This window comes from Enterococcus sp. AZ177 (genome assembly GCF_050544585.1).
Lineage (GTDB): Bacteria > Bacillota > Bacilli > Lactobacillales > Enterococcaceae > Enterococcus_L > Enterococcus_L plantarum.
In genome coordinates, this window is the sequence record NZ_CP172944.1 from 1,533,293 (window position 1) to 1,556,368 (window position 23,076).

Here is a 23,076-nt window from a genome sequence, read left to right on the forward strand (position 1 = left end):
TTTTATGCCCAATTTCTCGAAAGCCATCTTGAAAATTGGGAAATTGAAAAGTTGATGACGAAATACATTAAAGCCACAAGACCATAAATAGCAAAGACTTGTTCAGTTTGCGCGTAACGTCCCATTAAAATATAAGATTTACCAAATAGTTCTTGTAATGCAATGACCGAGTACAAGAAACTAGTATCTTTGATCACGGTCACAAATTGAGAAACGATAGCTGGCAATACATTTCGAATCGCTTGAGGTAAGACGATATGCAACAGAATTTGAATATTACTAAACCCTTGTGAACGGGCAGCTTCTTTTTGTCCTTTATCTACACCGTTCAACCCACCACGGATAATTTCAGCTAATGCAGCAGTAGTGAAAACAGTGAAACTGACAATACCAGCTGGAGTAGATTTGATTTTAAAAATCAAGAAAATGACATATATCCATAATAAATTAGGAATATTCCGGACAATTTCGATATATAAACTAGCTAAAAATTTTAGAAATCCACTTTTTTTGTTTCTCAATACGGCTAAAAGGGTTCCAAAGATTGTACTTAAAACGATTGAAACAAAAGAGATATAAAGAGTAAGCTTCAAACCATCGAATAAAAAGCGCAAATTATTGCCGGTCAGAAGTTGGCTCATTTGATCTGAAAAAGACATGTTTGCATCCTCCTATCTGGTATAAGCTTTCTTGTTATTTTCTTCAAGTTTCCTAGCTAAATTAGCGAGTGGGAAACAAAGGATAAAGTAAAGTAATCCTGCTACAGTAAACGCTGGAATATAATTCAAATTAATTGAAGACCAACTATTCGCAGTGAACATTACATCTGCTCCGGATATAATCGCAACGGTCGACGTATTTTTTATCAAGTTGACGATTTGATTCGTAAGCGGTGGTAACATAATTCGCCATGCTTGTGGTAAGACAACGTAGCGCATAGTTTTTCCATAAGAAAAACCTTGAGAATAAGCTGCTTCAAATTGACCTTTTGGAACAGCACCAATTCCAGAGCGAACAACCTCTGAAATATAAGCACCATGGTATAGACCAACGCAAATAATAGCGATAGTCGTGGTTGAAAAAGTCAACATCGGACTAATTAAAGGAAACCCATAATAGACTACGATAAATTGAATCAACAAAGGGGTATTTTGAAAAAACTCAACATAAATTCGACTGATTACATTTAAAAATTTATTCTGCATAGCGGATAGACTACCGAAAAAAATTCCTAATAGCATAGCAACAATCAGTGAGCCAATAGCCAATAAAATAGTATAGAGGAAAGCATCGCCAAAAAGTTTCCAGTCTTTAAATAATGCTTCCCAACGATAGAGTGCAAAAGGACCTGCATTCGCTATAATGAACATGTATTTTCCTCCTAAATTCTAATAAATTGCATAGAACCGCGAAGTGCTAGTCTAGATTCCACGTTTTGTAAATTTTTTCCAAGGTACCATCTTTTTCCCATTTTTCAATGGATTTATTCAACTGATCATTCAATTCAGTATTGGCTTTTTTCGTTGCGATGCCATATTCTTGTGGTGAGAAACCATCTTTAAGGATTTCTGTACTAGCGTCGCCATATCCTGTCAAAATCGATTTATCAACTGAAAAAGCATCGATTCGTTTTGAAGTTAAGGCAGTTTTTAGTTCCGGATAAGAACCAAGTTCTTGGTATTTAAAGGATACACCTAATTCTTTCGCTTGTTTTTCAATGGCTTCTTTTGTAGTCGCTGATTGAACGACGCCAATAGTTTTTCCATCTAAACTAGCAGTATCAGTGAATTTATCTGCCTTTCTAACTAAGAAACCAACTTCGTCTTTATAATAAGGTGTTGTGAAATTATACGTTTCTTTTCGCTCATCGGTAATGGTAAACGTCGCGATGACCATATCCAATTCACCATTATCTAATAAAGGACCACGAGTTTTAGCTGTTACACCAACAAACTCAACATTATCCTCGCTGCCTGTTAATTCTTTTGCGATTAGACGAGCGATGTCTGGTTCCATTCCCTCGTTTTTATTTGTGTCTGGATTCATATAGCCGAAATTAGGGACATCTTCTTTTACACCAACTTTAATAACACCAGCATCTTTGATTTTTTGAAGAGTAGTAGTTCCTTTACTGCCAGAATCAGCAGAATTCTTATCATCTCCACTGTTACCACAACCTACAATTAAACCGAGTAATAGAGTAAGGGATAATGCTGCCACTAATTTTTTTGTCTTTTTCATTTTAAAATTCCTCCTTGTAATTGATTTTGTGTATTAATTATGAATAATTTTGCTTAGGAACTCTTTCGCACGTTCATTTTGAGTATTAGTGAAAAAATGTTCGGGTGTTCCTGTTTCGATAATTTGACCGTCATCCATGAAAATGACTTTATCAGCTACTTGGCGAGCAAAGCCCATTTCGTGGGTTACACAAATCATCGTGATGTTTTGTTTGGATAAATCAACCATAACATCCAAAACTTCTTGGATCATTTCAGGATCAAGTGCCGAAGTCGGTTCATCGAATAGAATGATCTCTGGATGCATATTCAATGCTCGTGCGATAGCTACTCGTTGCTGTTGTCCTCCAGAAAGTTGAGCAGGGTATGCATTCGCTTTATCAGCTAACCCGACTCTCTCTAAGTATTCCATGCCAGTCTTGGTTGCTTCTTCTTTACTAACGCCTTTGACTTTAATGGGTGCTAGCGTAAGGTTTTGGATGATTGTTTTGTGTGCATACAGATTAAAACTTTGAAAAACCATGGCCACTTTTTGGCGAACCTTTTGAACGGGAGCTTTCGGTTCGGTAATGTCGATTCCATCAACAAATATGTGTCCATCCGTGACTTTTTCTAACCGATTGATACAACGAATCAAAGTACTTTTACCAGAGCCGGAAGGGCCGATGATTACGATCTTTTCTCCTTCGTTGACTTTTAAAGAAACGTCCTTTAATACGTGATGTTCCCCAAAAAACTTATTTACATGTTCCAACGAAATCATGGTCATTCTCCTTTATGTATAGAATTGTCACATCATTTTTAAAATAAGCGATGCGATAGTGAACAAATAAATGATTGAATACTTTAAAATAACGATTGATATTATATTAAACTGAGAATACGGTAAGATTCTTTTATAAAACTACTTATCCAATGTGTTAAGAATAGTATGGAACACAGTAGTTATATAATGTTCTTTTTATAAAAACAGTTTTCTTTTTTATTTAATCCTATCATCATAAATCTATTCATTCGTTAATGTTAGAAATTATAACATATGGAAAATGAGATTGCTAGTTTTTTTTACTTAAAAATAAAAGTCCTTAAAAAGCACACAAGAAATAAAATTCCCGTATAAAGAATGATATAATAGAAGCAATTGATGTTGAAGCTTGAAAAAAAGTAGTAAAAAGTAGAGAATAAGAGTGTTGAAAAAATACTGTAAAGGTTTGATTGACTTGAAGATTCATGAAGCAATAGGTTTTATAGATTCCGGTGTCGGAGGACTGACGGTAGTGAAAGAGGCATTAAGGCAACTACCAAATGAACGTTTGATTTACCTTGGAGATACAGCACGCTGTCCTTATGGGCCGAGACCAGCTGAACAAGTAATCGAATTTACTTGGGAAATGACCAATTTTCTTTTAGAAAAAAATATTAAAATGTTAGTGATCGCCTGCAATACTGCGACAGCAGTTGCATTAGAAGAAATCAAGGCGAAATTAGATATCCCTGTTGTAGGTGTGATTATGCCAGGAACAAGGGCTGCATTAAAAGCAACGAAAAATAGTCGCATCGGTATTATCGGCACTGTTGGAACAATCAAAAGTCGCGCTTATGAAGAGGCATTATTAAGTAAAGCACCCAAAACATTTGTTTCAAGTTTGGCTTGCCCAAAGTTTGTTCCAATCGTCGAAAGTAATGAGTTTCACTCATCTGTAGCAAAAAAAGTTGTATCAGAAACGTTAAACCCATTACAATTAAAGAACTTAGATACCTTAGTATTAGGTTGCACTCATTATCCATTATTACGCCCTTTGATTCAAAACGTTATGGGAGACCAAGTAAAATTGATTGACTCTGGGGCCGAAACAGTGAGTGAAGTTAGTATGCTATTGGACTACTTTGATATAGCGAATACCCCACAACACCAAAATGAACCAAATGAATTTTATACAACGGGCTCTGCGAAAATGTTTCACTCGATTGCTAATGACTGGTTAGATATTGAGGTATTAAACGTTGAGCAGGTGCGATTATCGACGAAGACATGTGGAGGAAGATAAATGATTAGACATGATGGAAGACAAGCGAAAGAATTAAGAAAAATTACCATTGAGACGAATGTTTATAAACATCCTGAAGGATCAGTAGTAATTTCGTTTGGCGATACAAAAGTAATTTGTTCTGCGACGGTGGAAGAAAAAGTCCCACCATTTTTAAGAGGTGAAGGAACTGGTTGGGTGACAGCTGAGTATAGTATGTTGCCAAGAGCCACTAACACAAGAAATATCCGTGAAAGTGCTAAAGGTAAGTTGACTGGACGAACAATGGAAATTCAACGCTTGATTGGGCGTTCATTACGTGCTGTAATCGATTTAAAGAAACTGGGAGAAAGAAGTATCATCGTGGATTGTGATGTTGTACAAGCAGATGGCGGAACTAGAACTGCTAGTATTACAGGTGCTTTTGTCGCTATGAAGATCGCAGTAGATAAAATGATTAAAAGAGGAGAATTACAAGAAAATCCAATCAAAGAGTATTTAGCGGCTGTTAGTGCTGGGATTTTAAGTGATGGAAATTGTGTTCTTGATTTAAATTATTTAGAAGACTCTGCTGCTGCTGTAGATATGAATTTAGTAATGACCGAATCTGGTAACTTTGTTGAACTCCAAGGAACGGGAGAAGAAGCAACTTTTTCAGGAGATGAGTTGAATGCACTCCTATTCTATGGCAAAACCGGCATTGAACATTTGATTGCCTATCAGAAAGAAGCGTTAATGACTCAAGTAAATGAAAAAACGTTTACTTCAGAAGAACAAACTATCGTGATTGCGACGAGAAATTCTGGAAAAGCGAAAGAATTCAAAAAAATGTTTGCTGAAAAAGGCTATCAGGTCAAAACATTATTGGATTACCCAGAAATACCGGATGTTGAAGAAACTGGGAAGACGTTTGAAGAAAATGCTCGTTTAAAAGCAGAAACGATTGCGGATCATTTAAAACAACCAGTTTTGGCGGATGATTCAGGATTGATTGTTGATGCATTAGGTGGCAGACCAGGGATTTACTCCGCACGTTTTGCTGGAGAGCCCACGAATGATGCTGCGAACAATGCTAAATTACTACATGAATTAACGGGAGTACCGAAGGAAAAACGAACGGCTACCTTTCATTGTACGCTCGTGTTCGCTGCCCCGAATAAAAAAAGTTTAGTTGTTGAAGGGAATTGGTCAGGAGAAATTGGAACGATTCCAAGAGGCGAAAATGGCTTTGGCTATGATCCTTTGTTTTTCGTACCAGAAGAGCAAAAAACAGCGGCTGAACTTTCAGATGAACAAAAAAATGAAGTCAGTCATAGAGGTCAAGCTGTGGCAAAACTAAAAAATCAATGGGTAGAATGGTTGGAAAACTAGGAGGTTGTACATGAAATATCTAGTAGTAAGTGATAATCATGGTGATCGTGATGTGTTAGTTGATTTAGCACAAGCTTATCGAGGGAAAGTGGATAAAATGTTTCATTGTGGGGATTCAGAATTAGCGCCTACTGATGAGTTGTGGGATGATTTTATAGTTGTAAAAGGCAATTGTGATTATGATCCTGATTTTCCCAACACAATCGTTGAAAAAAGTGGATCAGATACTATTTTTATGACACATGGTCATCTAGCCAATGTCCGCTCAGGTTTGACAAGTTTAGCATTGCAAGCTGAAGGAGCCAAAGCCAATGTGGCATTATTTGGTCATACACATGAGATTGGTTGCGAAGTCCGGGCAAATGTTCTTTATTTGAATCCAGGGAGTATCAGTTTACCTAGAGGGCCGATCCAACTTAAATCTTACGCAATTGTTGAGAGCACACCAGATCAATTTATTGTTCAGTATTATGGTCGGGATCACAATCCGTATAAAGAACTGCATTTTATTTTTAATAAAAAATAGCTTTTAGATGAGGCTGGGACAGAAACTTATTTCCGAAGGGATTGCTTCTGCTCCCGCCGTTTAATCGCTAAATGTGAAGAAAATCAGTTTAAACCTTAATTTTTTTTAAGAGTTATGAAAAAAGTTTGAATTTGAAGACATTTGCATCCGTTTTCTGTACAATGATAGTTGTGGCAAAGAAAATGAAATGGAGGCACTCCAATGATTGGAACTGCTGTAAAAGAATTATTATTAGAAAAACAAGAAACATTTTTAATACCAGCGGAAAATGTGGCAAACGTAATGTGTTTGAATCCGCTAAGTCATGCTCTATTGGTTCTATCCCAAGTGAAATATTCAAAAATCCCTGTTCTAGATAAAGGTGATCGTTTTGTCGGATTGATCAGCTTATCTGATGTAGTGGATAAAATGTTCGATATTAGTTCTGTTGATTTTGAAAAATTAACTAGTTTTACGGTAGCCGATGTGATGGAAGTCAACATTCCAGTGATTGGTGAACAGTGGGAATTAGAGGATGTTCTTCATTTGTTAGTCGATGCAGCATTTCTGCCTGTAGTAGATGACAATCAATGCTTTAAAGGGATCATTACACGCAAAGAACTCCTAAAAGCAATTAATCATATGGCTCATGAGTTAGAACGGAAAAATGTTATTTTACCTAAATCCGATGGAGAGTCTATAGAAATGAAAGTGATTTGAGTATCTGAAATTAACTATTCACATTTATCTGATTATTTGATAAGCTAAACAATGAAAAGAGTTTAAATAGTGGTTCAAAAGGAACAGCGAATTTGGAGTGTATCTATTTTATAGTTGATACGTTGCAATAGGCTGAGAATGGTCAAATCGTATACTTTTGTGCAACACTCTTAATTTGAAGGGAGTTAATTTGATGGACGCATATGAAATTATTAATTATATCGGGAATGCTGAGAAAAAGACACCGGTAAAAGTTACTTTGAAAGGGAAACTGAAAGAAGTAACTTTTCCAGATGAAATTCAAGCATTCACGAATTGTAAAACCGGGACTTTATTTGGTGAATGGAAAGTAATCAAAGAATTTTTGGAAAATAATAAAGAGAACATTATAGATTATGTGATTGAAAATGATTCACGCAATTCAGCGATACCTATGTTGGATATCAAAGAAATCAACGCACGAATCGAGCCAGGAACAACAATTAGAGATCAAGTGGAAATTGGGGACAATGCTGTAATCATGATGGGTGCCGTTATTAATATCGGAGCTGTGATTGGTGAAGGTACAATGATCGATATGGGTGCAATTTTAGGTGGACGTGCAACTGTCGGTAAAAATTGTCATATTGGTGCGGGAACTGTTTTAGCCGGTGTAATTGAACCACCGAGTGCAGAACCTGTCGTCATTGAAGACAATGTCTTGATCGGCGCAAATGCTGTTGTGTTAGAAGGAATTCGAGTAGGCGAAGGCGCTGTTGTTGCAGCTGGGGCTATTGTAGTTGATGATGTTGCACCTTATACTGTCGTTGCAGGAGTACCAGCTAAAAAGATAAAAGATATAGATGCAAAAACGAAAAGCAAAACGAACATGATGGAAGAGCTACGTAAATTATAAACAAAAACATAATACAATTGATTTTGGAAAATGAGGTTGGAATGTAACTCGCAGAGTTATGTCCAGCCTCATTTTTTTGTTATATTAAACTTTCAAATATGTAAGATAAATGTTTGCTTATTCAATTCTCTAATCGTTTGTTACTGCTTATAATCGAGTATATAAGATAAAATAGGAGGAACAAGTATTATGAAAAGCAAAAAAAAGAAATTGGTTATTGGTGGTATTCTAATTGGTGTCTGTTTGGGCAGTTATTTGCTATTTTTTTCAGGTAAAAAAAAGGTTGAACCAAGTTATAATGTGTTTACGTTAAAAGCAATGGACCCACTTATTTTAAAAGGGGAAGTTAAAGCATCTCAAACAGAAGATATTTTTTATGACCAGACTTTAGGAACAGTTAACAATATTCCAGTAAAAAATGAACAAGAAGTCAAAAATGGAGATATTGTACTTAATTATTTAAATGGTGAGGCGCAGACGCGAGTTGACCAACAACAACGATCTGTAAATAAAAGTAGCTTATCAGCGCAACAGGCAGCTCAAAATTTAAGCTTGGCACAAGCACGTTATAATGAGGCTCAAGCCAACGTTAATCAAGCAAATACTGACTATAATCAAGAAATAGATCCTGAGAAAAAAGAGGAGTTAAAAGGAAGGGTTGAACAATTAAAAGCAGGGGCGATTAGTACTAACAATGAAGTGATCCAAGCGCAGCAAGCGTTAGATTTAGCTTATGTAGATGTGAATGATGAATCTGCATCTTTAGAATCAGAACAAGGAAAAGTAACGTCATCTGTTAAAGCTTCAATCGATGGGGTAGCGATGGTCAATGAAGCAGGAAAGAAATCATTGGAACAACCTATAATCCAAGTGTTAAGCAAGACGAAGCAAATTAAAGGAATCGTTACAGAGTATGATCTAAATAAACTAAAAACGGGCCAAGAAGTCAGTGTGACTTCAATTGGTTCCAATCAAACTGCTAAAGGGAAAATTAACAGCATTAACCAGTTGCCTAAATCGACAAGCGGGAATGATTCAGAGATTCCGACTTATGAATTTATTGTGGATGGTGATTTCCCATGGGCGTACGGGTCATCTACTCAAGTTTCATTACCACAAACACAATTAGTCTTGCCAGATAAGTCGATTGTAAAAAGAGATAATGAAACGTTTGTATATGTTTATAAAAACGGTCGAGCAACGAAAACAACTGTTAAGGTTTCAGAAGTAAATGGAACAAAAAATGTGGAGTCCGGTGTGTCAAAAGGAACAAAAATCATTGGAAATCCAGATGATAACTTAAAAGATAATGCAGAAGTGCAGGTGGTTGAAAATGATTAAACTTGAACAAATCAACAAATTTTATTCTTTGGAAGAAGAAAAACTCCATGTTTTAAAAGATGTTAACTTTGAAATCAAAGAAAAAGAATTTGTGGCGGTGATGGGGCCATCTGGTTCAGGAAAATCGACCTTGATCAATCTAATAGGGTTCATTGATAAAAAATTTGACGGAAAATACTTATTTGAAGGTAAAGAGATTACAGATTTTTCTGATCAGGAGCTTTCTGCTATTAGAAATAAATCAGTCGGCTTTGTTTTTCAAAACTTTAGTCTAATTGAAAATAATACTGTTTTTGAAAATGTTGAGTTGCCATTATTATACAATGGTTCAGCTTATACAAATACCAAGGCAAGAGTACAAGAAGTACTAGAAAAGGTCGGCTTAGTTGATAAAGGAAACAAGTACCCAAAACAACTTTCTGGTGGGCAGCAACAGCGAGTCGCTATAGCAAGAGCAATCGTGAATGCACCAAATTTTATCATTGCTGATGAACCGACAGGGGCTCTAGATTCGAAAACGTCGGAAGATATCATGCAATTATTCCAAGATTTAAATAAAGATGAAGGAGTAACGATTATTTTAGTCACTCACAATCCAGATATGATCCATTATTGCGGACGTTTAATTCGCGTTAAAGATGGTGTTATTGTGGAAGAGGAGCTGATTAAATGAATAATTATGTCATTTGGAAGACCGCTCTAAAATCAATTTTAAAAAATAAAAAACGCAGCTTTTTAACAATGTTTGGTATCATTATTGGAATTGCCTCGGTGATTACGATTGTTTCTATCGGTAACGGATTTAAACGGGATATGATCGATAAAATGTCAATGGTAAATACAAATGAAAATGTTAGCAATATTACGTTTAACTACTATGATGTGTCTAATGCATTGACCGAAAGTGACGTTTTTAAAAAAAGTGACCTTGACTTGATTAAGAATCTAAAAGGGATTAGGAAAGTCGATTTTTATAAGCCAAAACAAAAATTGACCGAACGGCAAGTAGAATTAAATGTTCGCGGTAAAAAATTAACAAAAAAAATAGAACGTGTTGAACAGACCTCTGAACCTTTGCTGGTAGGGCGTCAAATTGATCCCAATGACAACGAAACCTTAAATAAAGTGGTTGTCATTGATGAGATATTAGCACAAAAACTTTATGATGATCCTGAGAAAGCTGTTGGAAAAGGATTCGAAGTGATGAATGAACTCTTTACAGTAGTGGGCGTTATCGCAAGTAGTAATGGGACGTTATCTATGGAAAACCAAGCAGCATTGGCTTACTTTCCAATAAAAAGTTACGATCATTACTTCAATAAAGCTGAAAGTCAATCAATCTTGAATATCGAAACAGAAGTGGGAGAAAATCAAGAAGAGATATTGAAAGAAGTGTTAAAACAACTTAATTTTAATGGTAGTATGAGAAATGTTGGAGAATATGAAACCTATAATCCAAAGTCTGATATAGAGCAGATGGGAAGCATTTTGGATAATCTTACACTATTTATTTCGGCTGTAGCAGGTATCTCGTTGTTTATTGCTGGAGTAGGTGTCATGAATATGATGTATATTTCTGTTTCAGAACGGACAAAAGAAATCGGAATCCGACGTGCCTTAGGGGCGACAGAGAAAGATATTAGAAAGCAATTTTTAACAGAAGGACTGACATTGACATTACTGGGCGGTTTAATTGGTTATTTATTAGGAATGATTCTTGGGTTACTTGCTTCTATATTTTTACCTTTCTCGGTACGACCAGATTTGTTTACAATTGGTTTGGCTGTAGGTATTTCTGTATTAATAGGAGTTGTCTTTAGCTATATGCCAGCATCAGCGGCGTCTAAAAAAGACTTAATCGATATTATGAAGTAGTAAAAGTAATCTGTTTCATGAACTGCAGAAAATCCAAAAATTTTCTTGATGAAGGATTGACAGAAGACTCTTTTTATTCAACAATAGATATAGTGAAATAGAAAAGAGGCAGATGAATAGTGATCAAAGAACAGTTAATTGAGATTCGTAGACAACTGCACCAAATACCAGAAATTGGGTTAGAAGAAGTAAAAACTCAAAAATACTTATTAGAAATTATACAATCGATCAATAAAGTTTTTATAGAATATAAAACCTGGCAGACGGGGATTTTAGTGTTCGTTCATGGGAAAAATCCTAAAAAAACGATCGGTTGGCGCGCTGACATTGATGGGTTACCGATAACAGAGGAAGTCATTTCTGATTTTCAGTCTATACATAATGGCTATATGCATGCATGTGGGCATGATTTTCATATGACGATTGGCTTAGGTTTGTTGGATCAAATGACCAAAGAACAACCTGAAAATAACTATTTATTTTTGTTTCAACCTGCAGAAGAAAACGAGGCAGGTGGAATGTTAATGTATGAAGATGATGCATTTGGATCTTGGCTTCCGGATGAATTTTACGGACTTCATGTAAATCCTGAGCTCCCTGTTGGTAAGATTACAACTAAAGTAGGGACTCTTTTTGCAGCGACTTGCGAAGTTCAAATCAGATTAACGGGTAAAGGTGGACACGCAGCATTTCCTCACGCGTCTAACGATATGATTGTAGCTGGAATGAGTCTTGTACAACAAGCACAAACCATTGTCAGCCGAAATGTTAATCCAGTTGAAGGGGCGGTTGTCACGTTTGGAACATTTAATGCAGGGTCCGCGACAAATGTAATTGCTGGAGAAGCAACGATTTCGGGTACGATTCGAACGTTGACAGAAGAGATGAATCAATTGACGCAAATCAGAATCAGAGAAATCGGTGAAGGGATCGCGAAGTCATTTAATTGTATGGTAGAGGTATCTTTAGATCAAAAAGGATACGTTCCTGTCGTTAATAATAAGCAAACAACAGAAAACCTTATGTCATTTATGGAACATGAAGCAGATGTTCTATTTGAAGAGGCAGAAGTGGCTATGACGGGTGAAGATTTTGGCTATTTATTATCGAAAGTACCTGGAACGATGTTTTGGTTAGGAGTCGATAGTAAGTATGGATTACATTCTGCAAAATTTGAGCCTAAAGAAGATGCGATTCCATTTGCTGTAGAGCATGTTAGTAATTTTTTAAAATCATTAGATAACTAAAAGAACGAGGTTGGGACAAAAGTGTTTAACTCCGAGAAATAAGAAGGAATTTACGAAAATTGCTCTTCAAATTTTTTGTGACCAAGTAGGTACTGTGCAACATCAACTTGTTCCTTGTTGTGTTTTACAGCAATTTCGGCTTATTTCCGAAGGAGTTGCTTCTGCGCCCACCGTTTATTCGATTACTAAGAGCCTGAAACATAACCTTTTTAGTTATGTCCCAGGCTCGTTTTTTTAAGTTAATGTGATGGGGGTATTTGGAATAGTAAAGTTCGCTTCAGATAATTTTTTAACATATTGAGCCAAAAATTCTTCTCTGATAGGGGCTTGTTTTCCATTCAAGACGTACATTGTTGTGCGAACAGCGAAATTTCCATTTCCAAGATCAACCATGCCAAAAAATGTTGGTCCTGTTTGAATACTTTCTGAATACTTTTCCTTCAATTCAAGATTGACTTGATCAATGATAGCTATGATTTTGTCGTATCCTTCATCCGGAATGATCCGAACGTCGATCAAAACTTGCATATTTGAGCGAGAAAGATTACTTATCGTTGTGATATTTCTATTTGGGATAAAATGAATTGTTCCATCTAAAGCTTTCATTTGAGTGGTTCTAAGCCCCACTGCTGTCACGGTTCCTTCAATACCAAGAGCGGTTAAACGAACATAGTCCCCAACATCCATTTGTTGTTCTAAAATAATGAAAAAACCAGTAATGATATCATTCATAAAGCCTTGTGCACCTAAACCGATTGCGACACCCGCAATACCAGCTCCCGCAAGAAGAGAGCCAACTGGAACGCCTACAACTGTTAGTAGAGAATAAACAAAAAAGAAAAAAAGTGTATATTGAAAGGCGTTGTTAATCAAGGTATGAAGTGTTTTTAAACGACTTTCACTGAACGATTGTTTTTTGCTATAATTCCCGTATGTTTTATCGATAAGAGCTTTCCCTATACGATTTAGAAAAGCGAAAAGAAGAATCAAAAATAAGAGATAAATCGTTTTTTCAATTAAAGTTGCAATGATCTGATCCCAATTAATGCCATTCCAAAAGCGCTGAAAAGCATTGACTTTATTTTCTGTAGCGGTTTTTAAATCAAGTGTCGAATCCATTGTGCTTTCAAGTGTTTTACTGGATAGTGGTTGCCCAAGAATAAACAAGCATATCCCAACTTTCTTTTTTAATCTATGATTACTTTATTATTATACTAGAATTTGAAAAAAGATGTCATTATTTCTATAAAAAGCTTAACAAATTCATTTGAAATGTGTTACAATATTCTGAAAATAAGGAGTGATCGTATGACAATAGATTGGGATAACTTAGGTTTTGATTATATAAAGACACCATTTAGATACATTTCTACTTGGAAAGATGGTCATTGGGACGAGGGTAAACTAACAGAAGATAATATAGTGCATATCAACGAAGGATCAGCAGCGTTGCATTATGGACAGCAATGTTTTGAAGGTTTGAAGGCTTATCGTTGTAAGGATGGATCGATTAATCTATTTAGAGTCGATGAGAATTCTAAACGAATGAATCGCAGTGCTAAGCGACTATTGATGGCCGAAGTGCCAGAAGACAAATTTATCCATGCAATTGAAGAAGTGGTAAAGGCGAATGCGGAATTTATTCCTCCTTATGGTTGTGGTGGTACATTGTACATACGTCCACTTCTGATCGGTGTTGGGGAAGGGATCGGTGTACATTCAGCTCCAGAGTTTCTGTTTACTGTTTTTTGTATGCCTGTAGGTGCGTACTTTAAAGGCGGATTAACTCCGACAAACTTCATAGTTTCTGATTATGATCGTGCAGCACCGCAGGGGACAGGGGCAATTAAAGTCGGTGGAAACTACGCTGCGAGCTTATTACCTGGTGAAGAGGCCAAAGAGAAACACTTTTCTGATTGTATTTATCTTGATCCAGCAACACATACTAAAATCGAAGAGGTTGGCTCCGCTAATTTCTTTGGGATCACTAAGGATAATCGTTTTGTCACACCATTGTCACCATCAATTTTACCAAGCATAACGAAATATTCACTGCTTCATTTAGCTGAGCATAAACTTGGAATGGAAGCCGTAGAAGAAGATGTTTACGTTGATTCATTGGATCAATTTAAAGAGGCTGGAGCGTGCGGAACGGCAGCGGTAATTTCACCTATTGGTGGTATTCAAACATATGATGATTTCCATGTATTTTATAGTGAAACAGAAGTTGGGCCGGTAACACAAAAACTTTATGATGAACTAACTGGGATTCAATTTGGTGATTTACCTGCACCAAATGGCTGGATTAGAAACATAAAAATATAACATTATTAAAAGAAGATTGGCGAATAGCATAGTATAAAGAAAATGACGAACAAGGTTCGTTGTTTTCTTTTTTACTTTTATATAGAGTATAAAATCGTTATTTTAACAACTTTTTGATCATAAACTAAAATAATTGCGTATTACTATTATAGGAATAATGATCAAGAAGGAGATAATTTATATGAAAGAAAAGATACTAGTTAGTATAGTAATAGAATTAATGATTAGCTTAATGATTTCACCAGTGTTAGCTAAGGCTGAATCACTGATAGATTTCGAACGACGAGAAGAGTCAAGAGAGGATAAGGTTGAGAGAAACAGTTCAGAAATCAACCAAAAACAAGAGGCATTGCAACCTCGTGAAGATACTCAGACTATTTCAGAATCTGCAAACGATCTATCTGAGAATTCTGAAGAAGAGCAAAATAGGAGCATTCCAATTTTACAAGAGATGATGATCATAAAAAATCAAACAACAGAAAATTTCATCGAAGAAGTTAGAGAGTTAGCTCGAAAAATCGCATGTGATTATGATTTATATGCTTCGGTGATGATTGCACAGGCTATTTTAGAGTCTGCATCCGGCAGTAGTACTCTAGCCACAGCACCTAATTATAATTTATTTGGCATTAAGGGAGACTATAACGGCATGACAGTTGTGATGAAAACACAAGAAGAAGATGGTGAAGGAGCGCTGTACACTATTAATTCTGAATTCAGAAAATATTCTTCGCTTAAGGAGTGCTTAGAAGATTATGCTTGTTTATTAAAAAATGGGTTAGTGGGAAATCCTGAATTCTATAAAGGCGCTTGGAAGAGTGAAACTATGAATTATCAAGAAGCAACAGCTTTTCTGACTGGAAGGTACGCAACGGATAGTCAATATGCTGAAAAGTTAGATCAGCTGATCTTTATTTATGAGTTATCTGCTTATGATGAATTCCAAGAAAACAACACTATTCAACCAGAAAATCTGTCAAATAGAAACGTGAAAGAAACTATGGCGACAGTTAAAAAAATAAAAAACGTACGAAGATTAGTAACGAATAAGTCAAAGAAGAAACGAATCAGAGATTTTGTGGAAAACGTAACTTCTTATATTGATAAAATTTATACTATTAGTGAAAAAATAGGTAAACGAATCCTAATCTTCGAAAATAAGTAGGTAGATTTCTTTATTAGCTGACGAAAATGAAATGCAACGATAGACAATCCAGTTATTTTCCATCTCCTACTTTAAGGAGTATACTAAAATTGTATTCACCTTTTCAAAGAAAGGAATGGAAAAAATATGTCTTTAGAAAAAACAAAAGAGCTAGCGAATGGTTCTATTATTCCTCGTTTAGGTTTAGGGGTTTGGAAAGTGCAAGATGGGGAGGAAGCAGTTAATTCAGTGAAGTGGGCACTACAAGCTGGATATCGTTTGATTGACACTGCGGCAGCTTATAAAAATGAAGCCAGTGTAGGCGAAGGTATTCGTGCTTCGGGCGTGCCTCGTGAAAAGATTTTTGTTACGACTAAATTATGGAATGCGGATCAAGGATATGATTCAACTCTAAAAGCATTTGATGAGAGTTTAGCTAAACTTGGTTTAGATTATATTGATTTATACTTGATCCATTGGCCAGTTGAAGGGAAGTACAAAGATTCTTGGCGTGCGATGGAAGAAATTTATCAAAGTGGTCGTGCTAAAGCAATCGGGGTTTCTAACTTCCATGAACATCATATTAAAGATTTATTAAAAGAAGCAAAAGTCGTACCAATGGTTGATCAAATCGAGCTTCATCCAACGTTGACACAAGAACCATTACGTAAGTTCTTAGCGGCTAACAAAATTGCTGTAGAAGCATGGTCTCCGTTAGGGCAAGGTAAAATTTTAGAAGAGCCTATTTTAGTTGAAATCGGAAAGAAATATAACAAAACAGCAGCACAAGTCATTATTCGTTGGCATTTACAAAGCGATAGCATCGTTATTCCAAAATCAGTTCATGAAGAACGTATCAAACAAAATTTTGATGTGTTTGATTTTGAATTGACAGACGACGATATCAAACGAATTGATGAACTAAATACAAATGAACGTTTAGGTCCAGATCCAGATAATTTTGATTTTTAATAAGAAAAAAATAGTGGGAAACTGGTTAAAACCAATTTCCTACTATTTTTATAGTTGATTCACAAAATAGTCAAATAATGTAAATTCTTTTGTATCGACATCAAAACGAAGTTCAGGATGCCATTGGACACCTAATATATTTTGGCTTTTATCAGCTGATTCAATAGCTTCAACAATTCCATCAGTGGATTTAGCGGTGATTTTCAAAGAAGATGCTAATGTATTGATTGCTTGATGGTGATAAGAATTAACGCGATATGTTTCTCCAAGTAAGTCGTACAGAGCACTGTCTTTTTCTATTTGAATTCCGTGGGTTGCAAATTGTGGTTGGGTAGGCTCTTGTCCATGTTGTACTTTCCACTCAGGATATAGAGAAAGATCTTGATATAAGGTTCCTCCTAAAGCAACATTAAGCAACTGCATACCACGACAAACTGCAAAAATAGGTTTACTTTGCTTGATTGCTTCTTTGATTAAAGCCAGTTCAAAAATATCACGATTGCGATTTGTTTCTTCAAGTTTTGGATGAGGTTCTTCACCAAAATAATCAGGAGAAATATCTTGTCCTCCTGCCAATAATAATTTATCGATTTGAGAAACATAAGCCGCAGCATGTTCTTCTTCACCAATGGGTAAAACAATCGGTAATCCGCCTGCTTTTTGAATTGCAGTTACGAATGCTTGAGGTGTATAACTTACATGGTTACCGTTGAAAATATCAACAGATTGAATAATTTGATTTCCAGCTATGCCGATAATCGTTGTCATTTGATCACGTCCTTGATTAATAGGTAGAGTAACAGTGTATCACTTTTTTATAAAATAAGGTTATAAAAAGAGCTGAATTGTAATTAAATCTAGAAACTTTCAGAAAAAGTAGTAAAAACAGTTGATCACACATTAGGTATGACCTAAAAAGTGATCAACTGCATTTTTTTATTATCGATTACGAATGACTTCGATTTTATATCCATCTGGATCCGTAATAAAGTAATAAGATGGTGGCGTTCCTGGTAAACCTTTCATGTCAGTAACAGTAAAACCAGCATTTTTTTGTTCCTCATGTAATTTTTCGATTTCGTCTGTGCTGATCGCAATATGGCCATAACCATCGCCTAAGTTGTATGCTTCATGATCGTAATTGTACGTTAGCTCTAGTTCATAACCATCACCAGGTAATGTTAGGTAAACTAAAGTAAATTTATGTTCTGGAAAATCACGACGGCGGCTTTCTTCAAAATTAAATGCCTTTTGATAAAATTCCAGCGACGCTTCCAAATCTTTGACACGGACACAAGTGTGAGCCATTTTCATATGAGTCATCTTCCTTTCAAAAGTGAATATTATCGCAGATCGAATCCAACAAACTGCTGACATTTTTATAGTAGCATAGACTTTAACAGAATTGTGAGTGAAATGATTAGATATTACTTGTTCATGAGAAAATTCTCATGTAAAATTAGTTTAAAAGAAAAGGGAGTTGTTTTTATGGAAACACCGTCATTCGGTGAAAAATCGGAAATGTTGGTCTATAAGAAAAGACTAGGTGCTTACATTATCATATCAAAAAATAATGGCACAGAAATAGTGCTAATTCAAGCGCCGAATGGTGCATATTTTTTACCAGGCGGAGAAATTGAACTCGGAGAAACGAAGGAAACTGCGATTCATCGGGAAATGATCGAGGAACTTGGTTTTGAAGTAGTTATCGGTGACTATCTAGGGCAAGCGGATGAGTATTTTCATTCAAGACATCGAAATACAGATTATCATAATCCAGGCTATTTCTTTGTTGCAGACAGTTGGAGAGAAATAAGTGAACCTCTGGAAAAAACGAACACAATTCGTTGGGTATCAATCGATGAGGGAGTTAATTTATTGAAACGTGGTAGTCATAAGTGGGCGGTACATAGATGGAGAGACAATAAATAAAAAGAAAGTCAAAGAAAGCAAATCGAACATGATTTGTTTTTTTTTATTGACTGAATGAGTATTGAAATAATCATAAGAAATTACATTAGTTTTCCTGGGAACAAAGAGTTTAGTATAGTATTTGTTTGCTGTCGATTCATTTAGTGGTATGAATAAATGGGATTAAAAACCGATTTGATTTAGATACTTTACATTTTCTGAAAACATTTTATCAGAGAGCGATTTTTGTTGAACTTCACCGATTCTATAGGACCACTTTTTGTTTAATAGGTAGACAAAATAAGGCGACAAAAGAGATTGAAAACGTTTCACAAACAGATTATATTGAAAAGGAACCAACAAGTCGTACGCTTGGTAAAAATCTAAAAGGGGTGTTGCATATTGTTAAGTGAAATGATAAAAGAAGAATTTATTCAACTTGAACTTGAGGTAACCGATTGGGAAGATGCGATTCGTCAATCTGCTGAACCTTTACTTCTAGGTGGCAAAATCACCTCTGGTTATATCGAAAAAATGATTGAAACAACCAAAGAATTAGGTCCATATATTGTCATCACCAAACATGTTGCGTTGCCACATGCAAGACCAGTTGATGGTGTGGAAAGATTGGGAATGAGTATTAACGTATTAAAGAACCCTATTGAATTTGGTAGCAAAGAAAATGATCCAGTTAAATATGTATTTTGCTTGGCAGCAACAGAAAATAATCGTCATTTAAATGCCATGGCAGAGTTAGTATGCTTATTAGATGATCCTCAATTTTACTATTTGCTAGATACTAGTCAAGATCCAAATGAGATTTATGATTATTTATCTGTAAAAGAAACATTATTAGGTTGAAAGTTGAAATTAGTAGGCGAAACGCTAAAAAGCAGTTTGCAGCTAATTCGCAAACTGCTTTTTAATTTCACCATTAAATATAGTTCAACAATACTTCAGCAACACCGTCTTCATCATTACTGGTTGTTTGAATATCTGCAGCACGCTTGACGTTTTCAGTAGCATTTCCCATAGCAACACCGATACCAGCATATTCAATCATTGAAAGGTCATTTTCGTTATCTCCAATCGCCATTGTCTCAGATTGAGAAATCCCTAAATGTTCCGCAAGTTTTGCGAGCGCATTGCCTTTACTCGCTTCTTTGTTTAAAATTTCGTAGTAAAAATCTGTACTTTTAACTGTTGTATATTTATTACTAAATTCTTTTGGAAGTTGTCGAATAGCGTTGTCCAAAACGTCTGGCTCATCGATCATCATCATTTTAATGATGGACATATCTGGAGTCATCTCATCAACTGCACGATATTTCAATGGCATATCAACAAGATAAGCTTCATGCACAGTATACTTACCGATATCCCGATTAGCCGTATAAATCGCTTTATCATCGATCGTGTGTAGATGAGCTCCCACTTTTCGGGCCATTAGTTCGATTTCTAAAAAGTCGTTATAACTAAAAGTATATTGCGAAATGATTTCATTCGATTTGGTTGCTTGTACCAAAGAACCATTGTAAGTAATTACATAGTCATTTTCACCATATAGCTCTAACTCTGCTAACTGTTCTTTTACACCAGGTAAAGGGCGCCCCGTGCATAAAACGATATACATACCACTTTCGTTGGCTCTTTTTAAAGTGTCTTTCACTTTGGGGCTGATTTTTCTGTTTGAATCAAGTAATGTTCCATCAATATCTATTGCAACTAATTTGACTGACATAAGTTCCTCCTAATATCTTTTCTTTAATTTTTCTCTTCGACTAATGCACCGTTATGAATGTAAGCTGCAAATTCTCGATAGGTATCATCAAAGAGATCATAATGCTGCTGTCTTTTCGGATCAACCATTTCTTTGGGAAAATAAAAGCGTTCATCGATCTGTGTTTGACCAGCTAGTGCCGCCACTAGGTGACTGATTTTGGATAATTCGATCAAGGTACCATCTTTTTGCATGATCTCGATTTGCGTACGGTGGCTATTTTTTTCTGGACGATAAAAATCGTAAGGTAAGTCGTAACTTGAATTGATAGCAGTATAATATTTTGGATTATATCCTACTTTTTCAATCAATGCTTGCAGATGACGGATAGTTACAGAGTCTCGATCGCCAGAGAACGTTGCAGATTTAAGGGGTCTGCGTATTAAAAAGCGATTTGCGAGATCATTAAGAATCGGATCTGGTAAAGAAGTCCATTGAGTGAAATAGGTATTTAATACACCATCATCTAATTTTAAATATTCCTGTAATGAGAAATTCCCTTTGAAGAAGGGGACTAAAAGTTGAGAATGTAATTGATAATCTTCTGGTTGTTGTTCATATAATTCTTTTGCTCGGTGTAGTAAGTGATCCAAAATCACTTCCATTCCACGAGAAACAGGGTGGAAGTAGACTTGAACATACATTTGATATCGACTTACAATATAATCTTCTACCGCATGCATTCCGTTCATAGCAAAAGCTAAACCATCTTTGTACGGTCGGATCACCCGTAATATTCTAGTTAAATCAAAAGTTCCATATTCTGTTCCAGTAAAATAGGCATCGCGCAATAAATAATCCATACGGTCAGCGTCAATTTGACTAGAAATCATCTGGACTACCTGAGGATTAGGGTATTCTTTCGTAATGACACTTGCAACCTTATCAGGAAAATCAGCAGAAACACGATTCAATATTTGAAAAACTTCTGTTTCTGGTGAAGTGATGATTTGCACTGTGATTGCTTCGTGATCTGTATTAAAAATATGTTCAAAGGTATGAGAATAAGGTCCATGACCGACATCATGGAGTAAAGCTGCACAAAGTGTTACTAACCGCTCATTATCATTCCAGCCTTCGTCACCTAAATGTTCACTGGAATAATTGCGTTGAAAAATATCGCAAATACGCCGTGTTATTTCATAGACACCTAGAGAATGAGCAAAACGGCTATGTTCTGCCCCATGAAAAGTAAAAGAAGAGGTACCTAATTGCTTGATTCTCCGAAGCCTTTGAACTTCTGCTGAATTGATCAAATCCAAAATCACTTGATGTTGTACGTGGATATAATTGTGAACAGGATCTCGAAAGACTTTTTCAATTGGCAAAATTTGATATTTATAAGGGATTGACATAGATTCACTCCTTTTGATTAGTGGTTCGTTGTTTCTAGTGTTTAAGCAAAACAACATTTTTCCTTTTGCTGCTAAACACTTTAATCATGAACGGATACTGTTCTTTACTATTCTGTTGAAGCGGAATTAATCTAATAACTGATTTCGTTGCTTCATTTTATTTCGTTGCTTTTCTATTTCTGTTGTAAACCATTTTGAATTTAATAATTCAGGTACTGTTCGACTATCCATAGTAATTGGGGCGTTATCTAATAATACGCTAATTAATCGTTTTTTCACGTCATCTACTGTTATTTTTTTTTGAAGGAGATCTTCTAAATTTGCCATAACAGTTGGATCAACAGGAGGGTACCCATTTTTACCGAAATCTTCTTGAAGACTTGCTTCGTAAAAACGCCGGACACTTTCACCACGTTTTTGTTGATCCCCATTGATGCTCAAATAAATCATGATGGCTGTGCCGTCCTTCACACGACGTTGCGCAATGCCAGCAAATTTTTTTCCATGGATACTTAAATCGAATGTACCGGGACAATAAGATTCAGTGATTTCGAAAGCTTCTATCTTATGATCAGAGTCCTCAAATGCGCACTTGATCCATTGCCACATATAAGTATAAGCTTCGTCGATACTCATTTTTTTATCGCCTAAATTGGGCAAAATCAATGAAACGTTCAGTACCCCGACATCCGCAATTACGCCAAGTCCACCAGCATTGCGGATCACGACCTTGTAGCCATCTTGTCGTAAAGACGTTAATCCCTTGCTTAAATCAGTAACTCGCGTATCTTTCATCCCAAGAATCATCGCTTGGTCAAGCTGCCAGAAATGAATGAATGGCTGTTGATTGATTCCAGAGAAAGTGGTGAAAGTATCTGTCAAAGCAAATGGAAGAAAGTAGTCTTTTTCGGTCAAACAGAGTTGATCGTATAAAAAGACTGTATTCTTTGTAAATAGTTGTTTTAAATTAGTCATCTTGGTCTTCATCCTGTTTTACGCGGGAAACGTAATCCTTTACTTCTTTATTCATTTGATTATATTCACTCGTAAAACGCATAGGTTTACTGATAATCCTCATCGGCATGGTGGCTAAAAATTTATTGAAATCTAGTCTGGCTTCTTCAGTTAAACGACCAGGCTTAGAAATCAAACGCTCATAAAGATAATGATAAAACTGATTCATTGCATCAATATCGATACTCATCTGATTATGACACTCTGTACATTCTATACTGGAAATAATGTCATTCATATATTGAATGTCGTGGAGTGTTTCTTGTTGGCAGTGCATACAAAACAACATTGCTTGTTTATCGTGAAATAACATTTGTTCCACCTCCATATTCTATTATATACGATTTAGACAAA

The 23,076-nt window shown here is 35.8% G+C and carries 25 protein-coding genes; 14 read left to right on the forward strand and 11 right to left on the reverse strand.

The annotated features are described in order from the left end of the window. Positions 1-2 precede the first annotated feature (2 nt). Genes IGJ34_RS07460 through IGJ34_RS07475 form a run of 4 tightly spaced genes read right to left on the reverse strand, consistent with a single transcriptional unit; the run spans position 3 to position 3,003 of the window. A complete protein-coding gene (locus IGJ34_RS07460; protein WP_206848640.1) occupies positions 3-659 on the reverse strand; it encodes an amino acid ABC transporter permease in 657 nt (218 codons plus the stop codon). 12 nt (positions 660-671) lie between these two features. Continuing rightward, positions 672-1,370, reverse strand: a complete 699-nt coding sequence (locus IGJ34_RS07465) for an amino acid ABC transporter permease (protein WP_069653097.1) — start codon at positions 1,368-1,370, stop codon at positions 672-674. A 46-nt stretch (positions 1,371-1,416) separates the two neighbouring features. Beyond that, positions 1,417-2,241 carry a transporter substrate-binding domain-containing protein gene (locus IGJ34_RS07470; protein ID WP_430598488.1) on the reverse strand — a complete coding sequence of 275 codons (825 nt, stop codon included), beginning with the start codon at positions 2,239-2,241 and terminating at the stop codon, positions 1,417-1,419. Positions 2,242-2,274: 33 nt separating this feature from the next. Further along, positions 2,275-3,003, reverse strand: a complete 729-nt coding sequence (locus tag IGJ34_RS07475) for an amino acid ABC transporter ATP-binding protein (RefSeq protein ID WP_069653099.1) — start codon at positions 3,001-3,003, stop codon at positions 2,275-2,277. A 457-nt stretch (positions 3,004-3,460) separates the two neighbouring features. Between IGJ34_RS07475 and racE the strand changes: the two genes are divergently transcribed. From racE to IGJ34_RS07520, 9 genes are all read left to right on the forward strand, one after another. Then, positions 3,461-4,288, forward strand: coding sequence for a glutamate racemase (gene racE / locus IGJ34_RS07480; RefSeq protein ID WP_206837690.1), 828 nt, complete (start codon positions 3,461-3,463; stop codon positions 4,286-4,288). Continuing rightward, the gene (rph, locus tag IGJ34_RS07485; RefSeq protein ID WP_430598489.1) at positions 4,289-5,638 is read left to right on the forward strand and encodes a ribonuclease PH; all 1,350 of its coding nucleotides are present in this window, start codon (positions 4,289-4,291) and stop codon (positions 5,636-5,638) included. A 10-nt stretch (positions 5,639-5,648) separates the two neighbouring features. Beyond that, on the forward strand, positions 5,649-6,164 hold the full coding sequence (locus tag IGJ34_RS07490; protein WP_069653102.1) for a metallophosphoesterase: 516 nt from the start codon (positions 5,649-5,651) through the stop codon (positions 6,162-6,164). A 201-nt stretch (positions 6,165-6,365) separates the two neighbouring features. Next, positions 6,366-6,863, forward strand: coding sequence for a cyclic-di-AMP-binding protein CbpB (cbpB, locus tag IGJ34_RS07495; RefSeq protein ID WP_069653103.1), 498 nt, complete (start codon positions 6,366-6,368; stop codon positions 6,861-6,863). Positions 6,864-7,056: 193 nt separating this feature from the next. Then, positions 7,057-7,758, forward strand: coding sequence for a 2,3,4,5-tetrahydropyridine-2,6-dicarboxylate N-acetyltransferase (gene dapD / locus IGJ34_RS07500; RefSeq protein WP_111248677.1), 702 nt, complete (start codon positions 7,057-7,059; stop codon positions 7,756-7,758). Positions 7,759-7,947: 189 nt separating this feature from the next. Continuing rightward, on the forward strand, positions 7,948-9,099 hold the full coding sequence (locus IGJ34_RS07505) for an efflux RND transporter periplasmic adaptor subunit (protein ID WP_111248676.1): 1,152 nt from the start codon (positions 7,948-7,950) through the stop codon (positions 9,097-9,099). Next, positions 9,092-9,772: an ABC transporter ATP-binding protein gene (locus tag IGJ34_RS07510; protein WP_111248675.1), complete on the forward strand. Its 681-nt coding sequence runs from the start codon at positions 9,092-9,094 to the stop codon at positions 9,770-9,772. The genes IGJ34_RS07505 and IGJ34_RS07510 overlap by 8 nt, the downstream gene beginning before the upstream one ends. After that, entirely contained in the window at positions 9,769-10,974 is a 1,206-nt protein-coding gene (locus IGJ34_RS07515; RefSeq protein ID WP_430598490.1) for an ABC transporter permease, read from the forward strand. Before IGJ34_RS07510 ends, IGJ34_RS07515 begins: the two co-directional genes overlap by 4 nt. A gap of 119 nt (positions 10,975-11,093) precedes the next feature. After that, positions 11,094-12,221 carry an N-acetyldiaminopimelate deacetylase gene (locus tag IGJ34_RS07520; protein WP_430598491.1) on the forward strand — a complete coding sequence of 376 codons (1,128 nt, stop codon included), beginning with the start codon at positions 11,094-11,096 and terminating at the stop codon, positions 12,219-12,221. 234 nt (positions 12,222-12,455) lie between these two features. On the opposite strand, the gene IGJ34_RS07525 is transcribed toward IGJ34_RS07520, so the two are convergent. Then, positions 12,456-13,388 carry a mechanosensitive ion channel family protein gene (locus IGJ34_RS07525; RefSeq protein ID WP_430598492.1) on the reverse strand — a complete coding sequence of 311 codons (933 nt, stop codon included), beginning with the start codon at positions 13,386-13,388 and terminating at the stop codon, positions 12,456-12,458. Between the two features lie 141 nt (positions 13,389-13,529). On the opposite strand from IGJ34_RS07525, the gene IGJ34_RS07530 reads away from it, so the two are divergent. The 3 genes from IGJ34_RS07530 to IGJ34_RS07540 all read left to right on the forward strand — a co-directional run bounded on the left by IGJ34_RS07530 (position 13,530) and on the right by IGJ34_RS07540 (position 16,662). Then, complete coding sequence (locus IGJ34_RS07530; protein WP_206850607.1) at positions 13,530-14,546, forward strand: branched-chain amino acid aminotransferase; 1,017 nt, start codon at positions 13,530-13,532, stop codon at positions 14,544-14,546. A gap of 181 nt (positions 14,547-14,727) precedes the next feature. Next, positions 14,728-15,711, forward strand: a complete 984-nt coding sequence (locus tag IGJ34_RS07535; RefSeq protein WP_430598493.1) for a glucosaminidase domain-containing protein — start codon at positions 14,728-14,730, stop codon at positions 15,709-15,711. Between the two features lie 126 nt (positions 15,712-15,837). Continuing rightward, positions 15,838-16,662: an aldo/keto reductase gene (locus tag IGJ34_RS07540; protein WP_111247216.1), complete on the forward strand. Its 825-nt coding sequence runs from the start codon at positions 15,838-15,840 to the stop codon at positions 16,660-16,662. A gap of 48 nt (positions 16,663-16,710) precedes the next feature. Here the strand turns inward: IGJ34_RS07540 and IGJ34_RS07545 are convergent, their stop codons facing one another. After that, positions 16,711-17,430 carry a gamma-glutamyl-gamma-aminobutyrate hydrolase family protein gene (locus IGJ34_RS07545; RefSeq protein WP_111247215.1) on the reverse strand — a complete coding sequence of 240 codons (720 nt, stop codon included), beginning with the start codon at positions 17,428-17,430 and terminating at the stop codon, positions 16,711-16,713. A gap of 171 nt (positions 17,431-17,601) precedes the next feature. After that, positions 17,602-17,976 (reverse strand): lactoylglutathione lyase, encoded by a 375-nt coding sequence (gene gloA, locus IGJ34_RS07550; protein ID WP_111247214.1) that lies wholly within the window; start codon positions 17,974-17,976, stop codon positions 17,602-17,604. A gap of 174 nt (positions 17,977-18,150) precedes the next feature. On the opposite strand from gloA, the gene IGJ34_RS07555 reads away from it, so the two are divergent. Next, positions 18,151-18,594, forward strand: coding sequence for an NUDIX hydrolase (locus IGJ34_RS07555; protein WP_206838571.1), 444 nt, complete (start codon positions 18,151-18,153; stop codon positions 18,592-18,594). A 381-nt stretch (positions 18,595-18,975) separates the two neighbouring features. Next, the gene (locus tag IGJ34_RS07560) at positions 18,976-19,434 is read left to right on the forward strand and encodes a PTS sugar transporter subunit IIA (protein WP_206838573.1); all 459 of its coding nucleotides are present in this window, start codon (positions 18,976-18,978) and stop codon (positions 19,432-19,434) included. Between the two features lie 73 nt (positions 19,435-19,507). Here the strand turns inward: IGJ34_RS07560 and yidA are convergent, their stop codons facing one another. From yidA to IGJ34_RS07580, 4 genes are all read right to left on the reverse strand, one after another. Next, positions 19,508-20,314 (reverse strand): sugar-phosphatase, encoded by an 807-nt coding sequence (gene yidA, locus IGJ34_RS07565; protein WP_430598494.1) that lies wholly within the window; start codon positions 20,312-20,314, stop codon positions 19,508-19,510. A gap of 23 nt (positions 20,315-20,337) precedes the next feature. Next, positions 20,338-21,708, reverse strand: coding sequence for an HD domain-containing protein (locus IGJ34_RS07570; RefSeq protein ID WP_069653117.1), 1,371 nt, complete (start codon positions 21,706-21,708; stop codon positions 20,338-20,340). Positions 21,709-21,834: 126 nt separating this feature from the next. Further along, positions 21,835-22,683, reverse strand: coding sequence for a lipoate--protein ligase family protein (locus tag IGJ34_RS07575; protein WP_069653118.1), 849 nt, complete (start codon positions 22,681-22,683; stop codon positions 21,835-21,837). After that, positions 22,676-23,035: a hypothetical protein gene (locus IGJ34_RS07580; protein WP_430598495.1), complete on the reverse strand. Its 360-nt coding sequence runs from the start codon at positions 23,033-23,035 to the stop codon at positions 22,676-22,678. Before IGJ34_RS07580 ends, IGJ34_RS07575 begins: the two co-directional genes overlap by 8 nt. Positions 23,036-23,076 lie beyond the last annotated feature (41 nt).

Excerpts from the sequence above, each read along its gene's own strand:
- IGJ34_RS07460 (WP_206848640.1), bottom strand. The coding sequence starts at position 659 with ATGTCTTTTTCAGATCAAATGAGCCAACTTCTGACCGGCAATAATTTG.
- IGJ34_RS07465 (WP_069653097.1), bottom strand. The coding sequence starts at position 1,370 with ATGTTCATTATAGCGAATGCAGGTCCTTTTGCACTCTATCGTTGGGAA.
- IGJ34_RS07470 (WP_430598488.1), bottom strand. The coding sequence starts at position 2,241 with ATGAAAAAGACAAAAAAATTAGTGGCAGCATTATCCCTTACTCTATTA.
- IGJ34_RS07475 (WP_069653099.1), bottom strand. The coding sequence starts at position 3,003 with ATGATTTCGTTGGAACATGTAAATAAGTTTTTTGGGGAACATCACGTA.
- rph (WP_430598489.1), top strand. The coding sequence starts at position 4,289 with ATGATTAGACATGATGGAAGACAAGCGAAAGAATTAAGAAAAATTACC.
- IGJ34_RS07490 (WP_069653102.1), top strand. The coding sequence starts at position 5,649 with ATGAAATATCTAGTAGTAAGTGATAATCATGGTGATCGTGATGTGTTA.
- cbpB (WP_069653103.1), top strand. The coding sequence starts at position 6,366 with ATGATTGGAACTGCTGTAAAAGAATTATTATTAGAAAAACAAGAAACA.
- dapD (WP_111248677.1), top strand. The coding sequence starts at position 7,057 with ATGGACGCATATGAAATTATTAATTATATCGGGAATGCTGAGAAAAAG.
- IGJ34_RS07505 (WP_111248676.1), top strand. The coding sequence starts at position 7,948 with ATGAAAAGCAAAAAAAAGAAATTGGTTATTGGTGGTATTCTAATTGGT.
- IGJ34_RS07510 (WP_111248675.1), top strand. The coding sequence starts at position 9,092 with ATGATTAAACTTGAACAAATCAACAAATTTTATTCTTTGGAAGAAGAA.
- IGJ34_RS07515 (WP_430598490.1), top strand. The coding sequence starts at position 9,769 with ATGAATAATTATGTCATTTGGAAGACCGCTCTAAAATCAATTTTAAAA.
- IGJ34_RS07530 (WP_206850607.1), top strand. The coding sequence starts at position 13,530 with ATGACAATAGATTGGGATAACTTAGGTTTTGATTATATAAAGACACCA.
- IGJ34_RS07535 (WP_430598493.1), top strand. The coding sequence starts at position 14,728 with ATGAAAGAAAAGATACTAGTTAGTATAGTAATAGAATTAATGATTAGC.
- IGJ34_RS07540 (WP_111247216.1), top strand. The coding sequence starts at position 15,838 with ATGTCTTTAGAAAAAACAAAAGAGCTAGCGAATGGTTCTATTATTCCT.
- IGJ34_RS07545 (WP_111247215.1), bottom strand. The coding sequence starts at position 17,430 with ATGACAACGATTATCGGCATAGCTGGAAATCAAATTATTCAATCTGTT.
- gloA (WP_111247214.1), bottom strand. The coding sequence starts at position 17,976 with ATGAAAATGGCTCACACTTGTGTCCGTGTCAAAGATTTGGAAGCGTCG.
- IGJ34_RS07555 (WP_206838571.1), top strand. The coding sequence starts at position 18,151 with ATGGAAACACCGTCATTCGGTGAAAAATCGGAAATGTTGGTCTATAAG.
- yidA (WP_430598494.1), bottom strand. The coding sequence starts at position 20,314 with ATGTCAGTCAAATTAGTTGCAATAGATATTGATGGAACATTACTTGAT.
- IGJ34_RS07570 (WP_069653117.1), bottom strand. The coding sequence starts at position 21,708 with ATGTCAATCCCTTATAAATATCAAATTTTGCCAATTGAAAAAGTCTTT.
- IGJ34_RS07575 (WP_069653118.1), bottom strand. The coding sequence starts at position 22,683 with ATGACTAATTTAAAACAACTATTTACAAAGAATACAGTCTTTTTATAC.
- IGJ34_RS07580 (WP_430598495.1), bottom strand. The coding sequence starts at position 23,035 with ATGTTATTTCACGATAAACAAGCAATGTTGTTTTGTATGCACTGCCAA.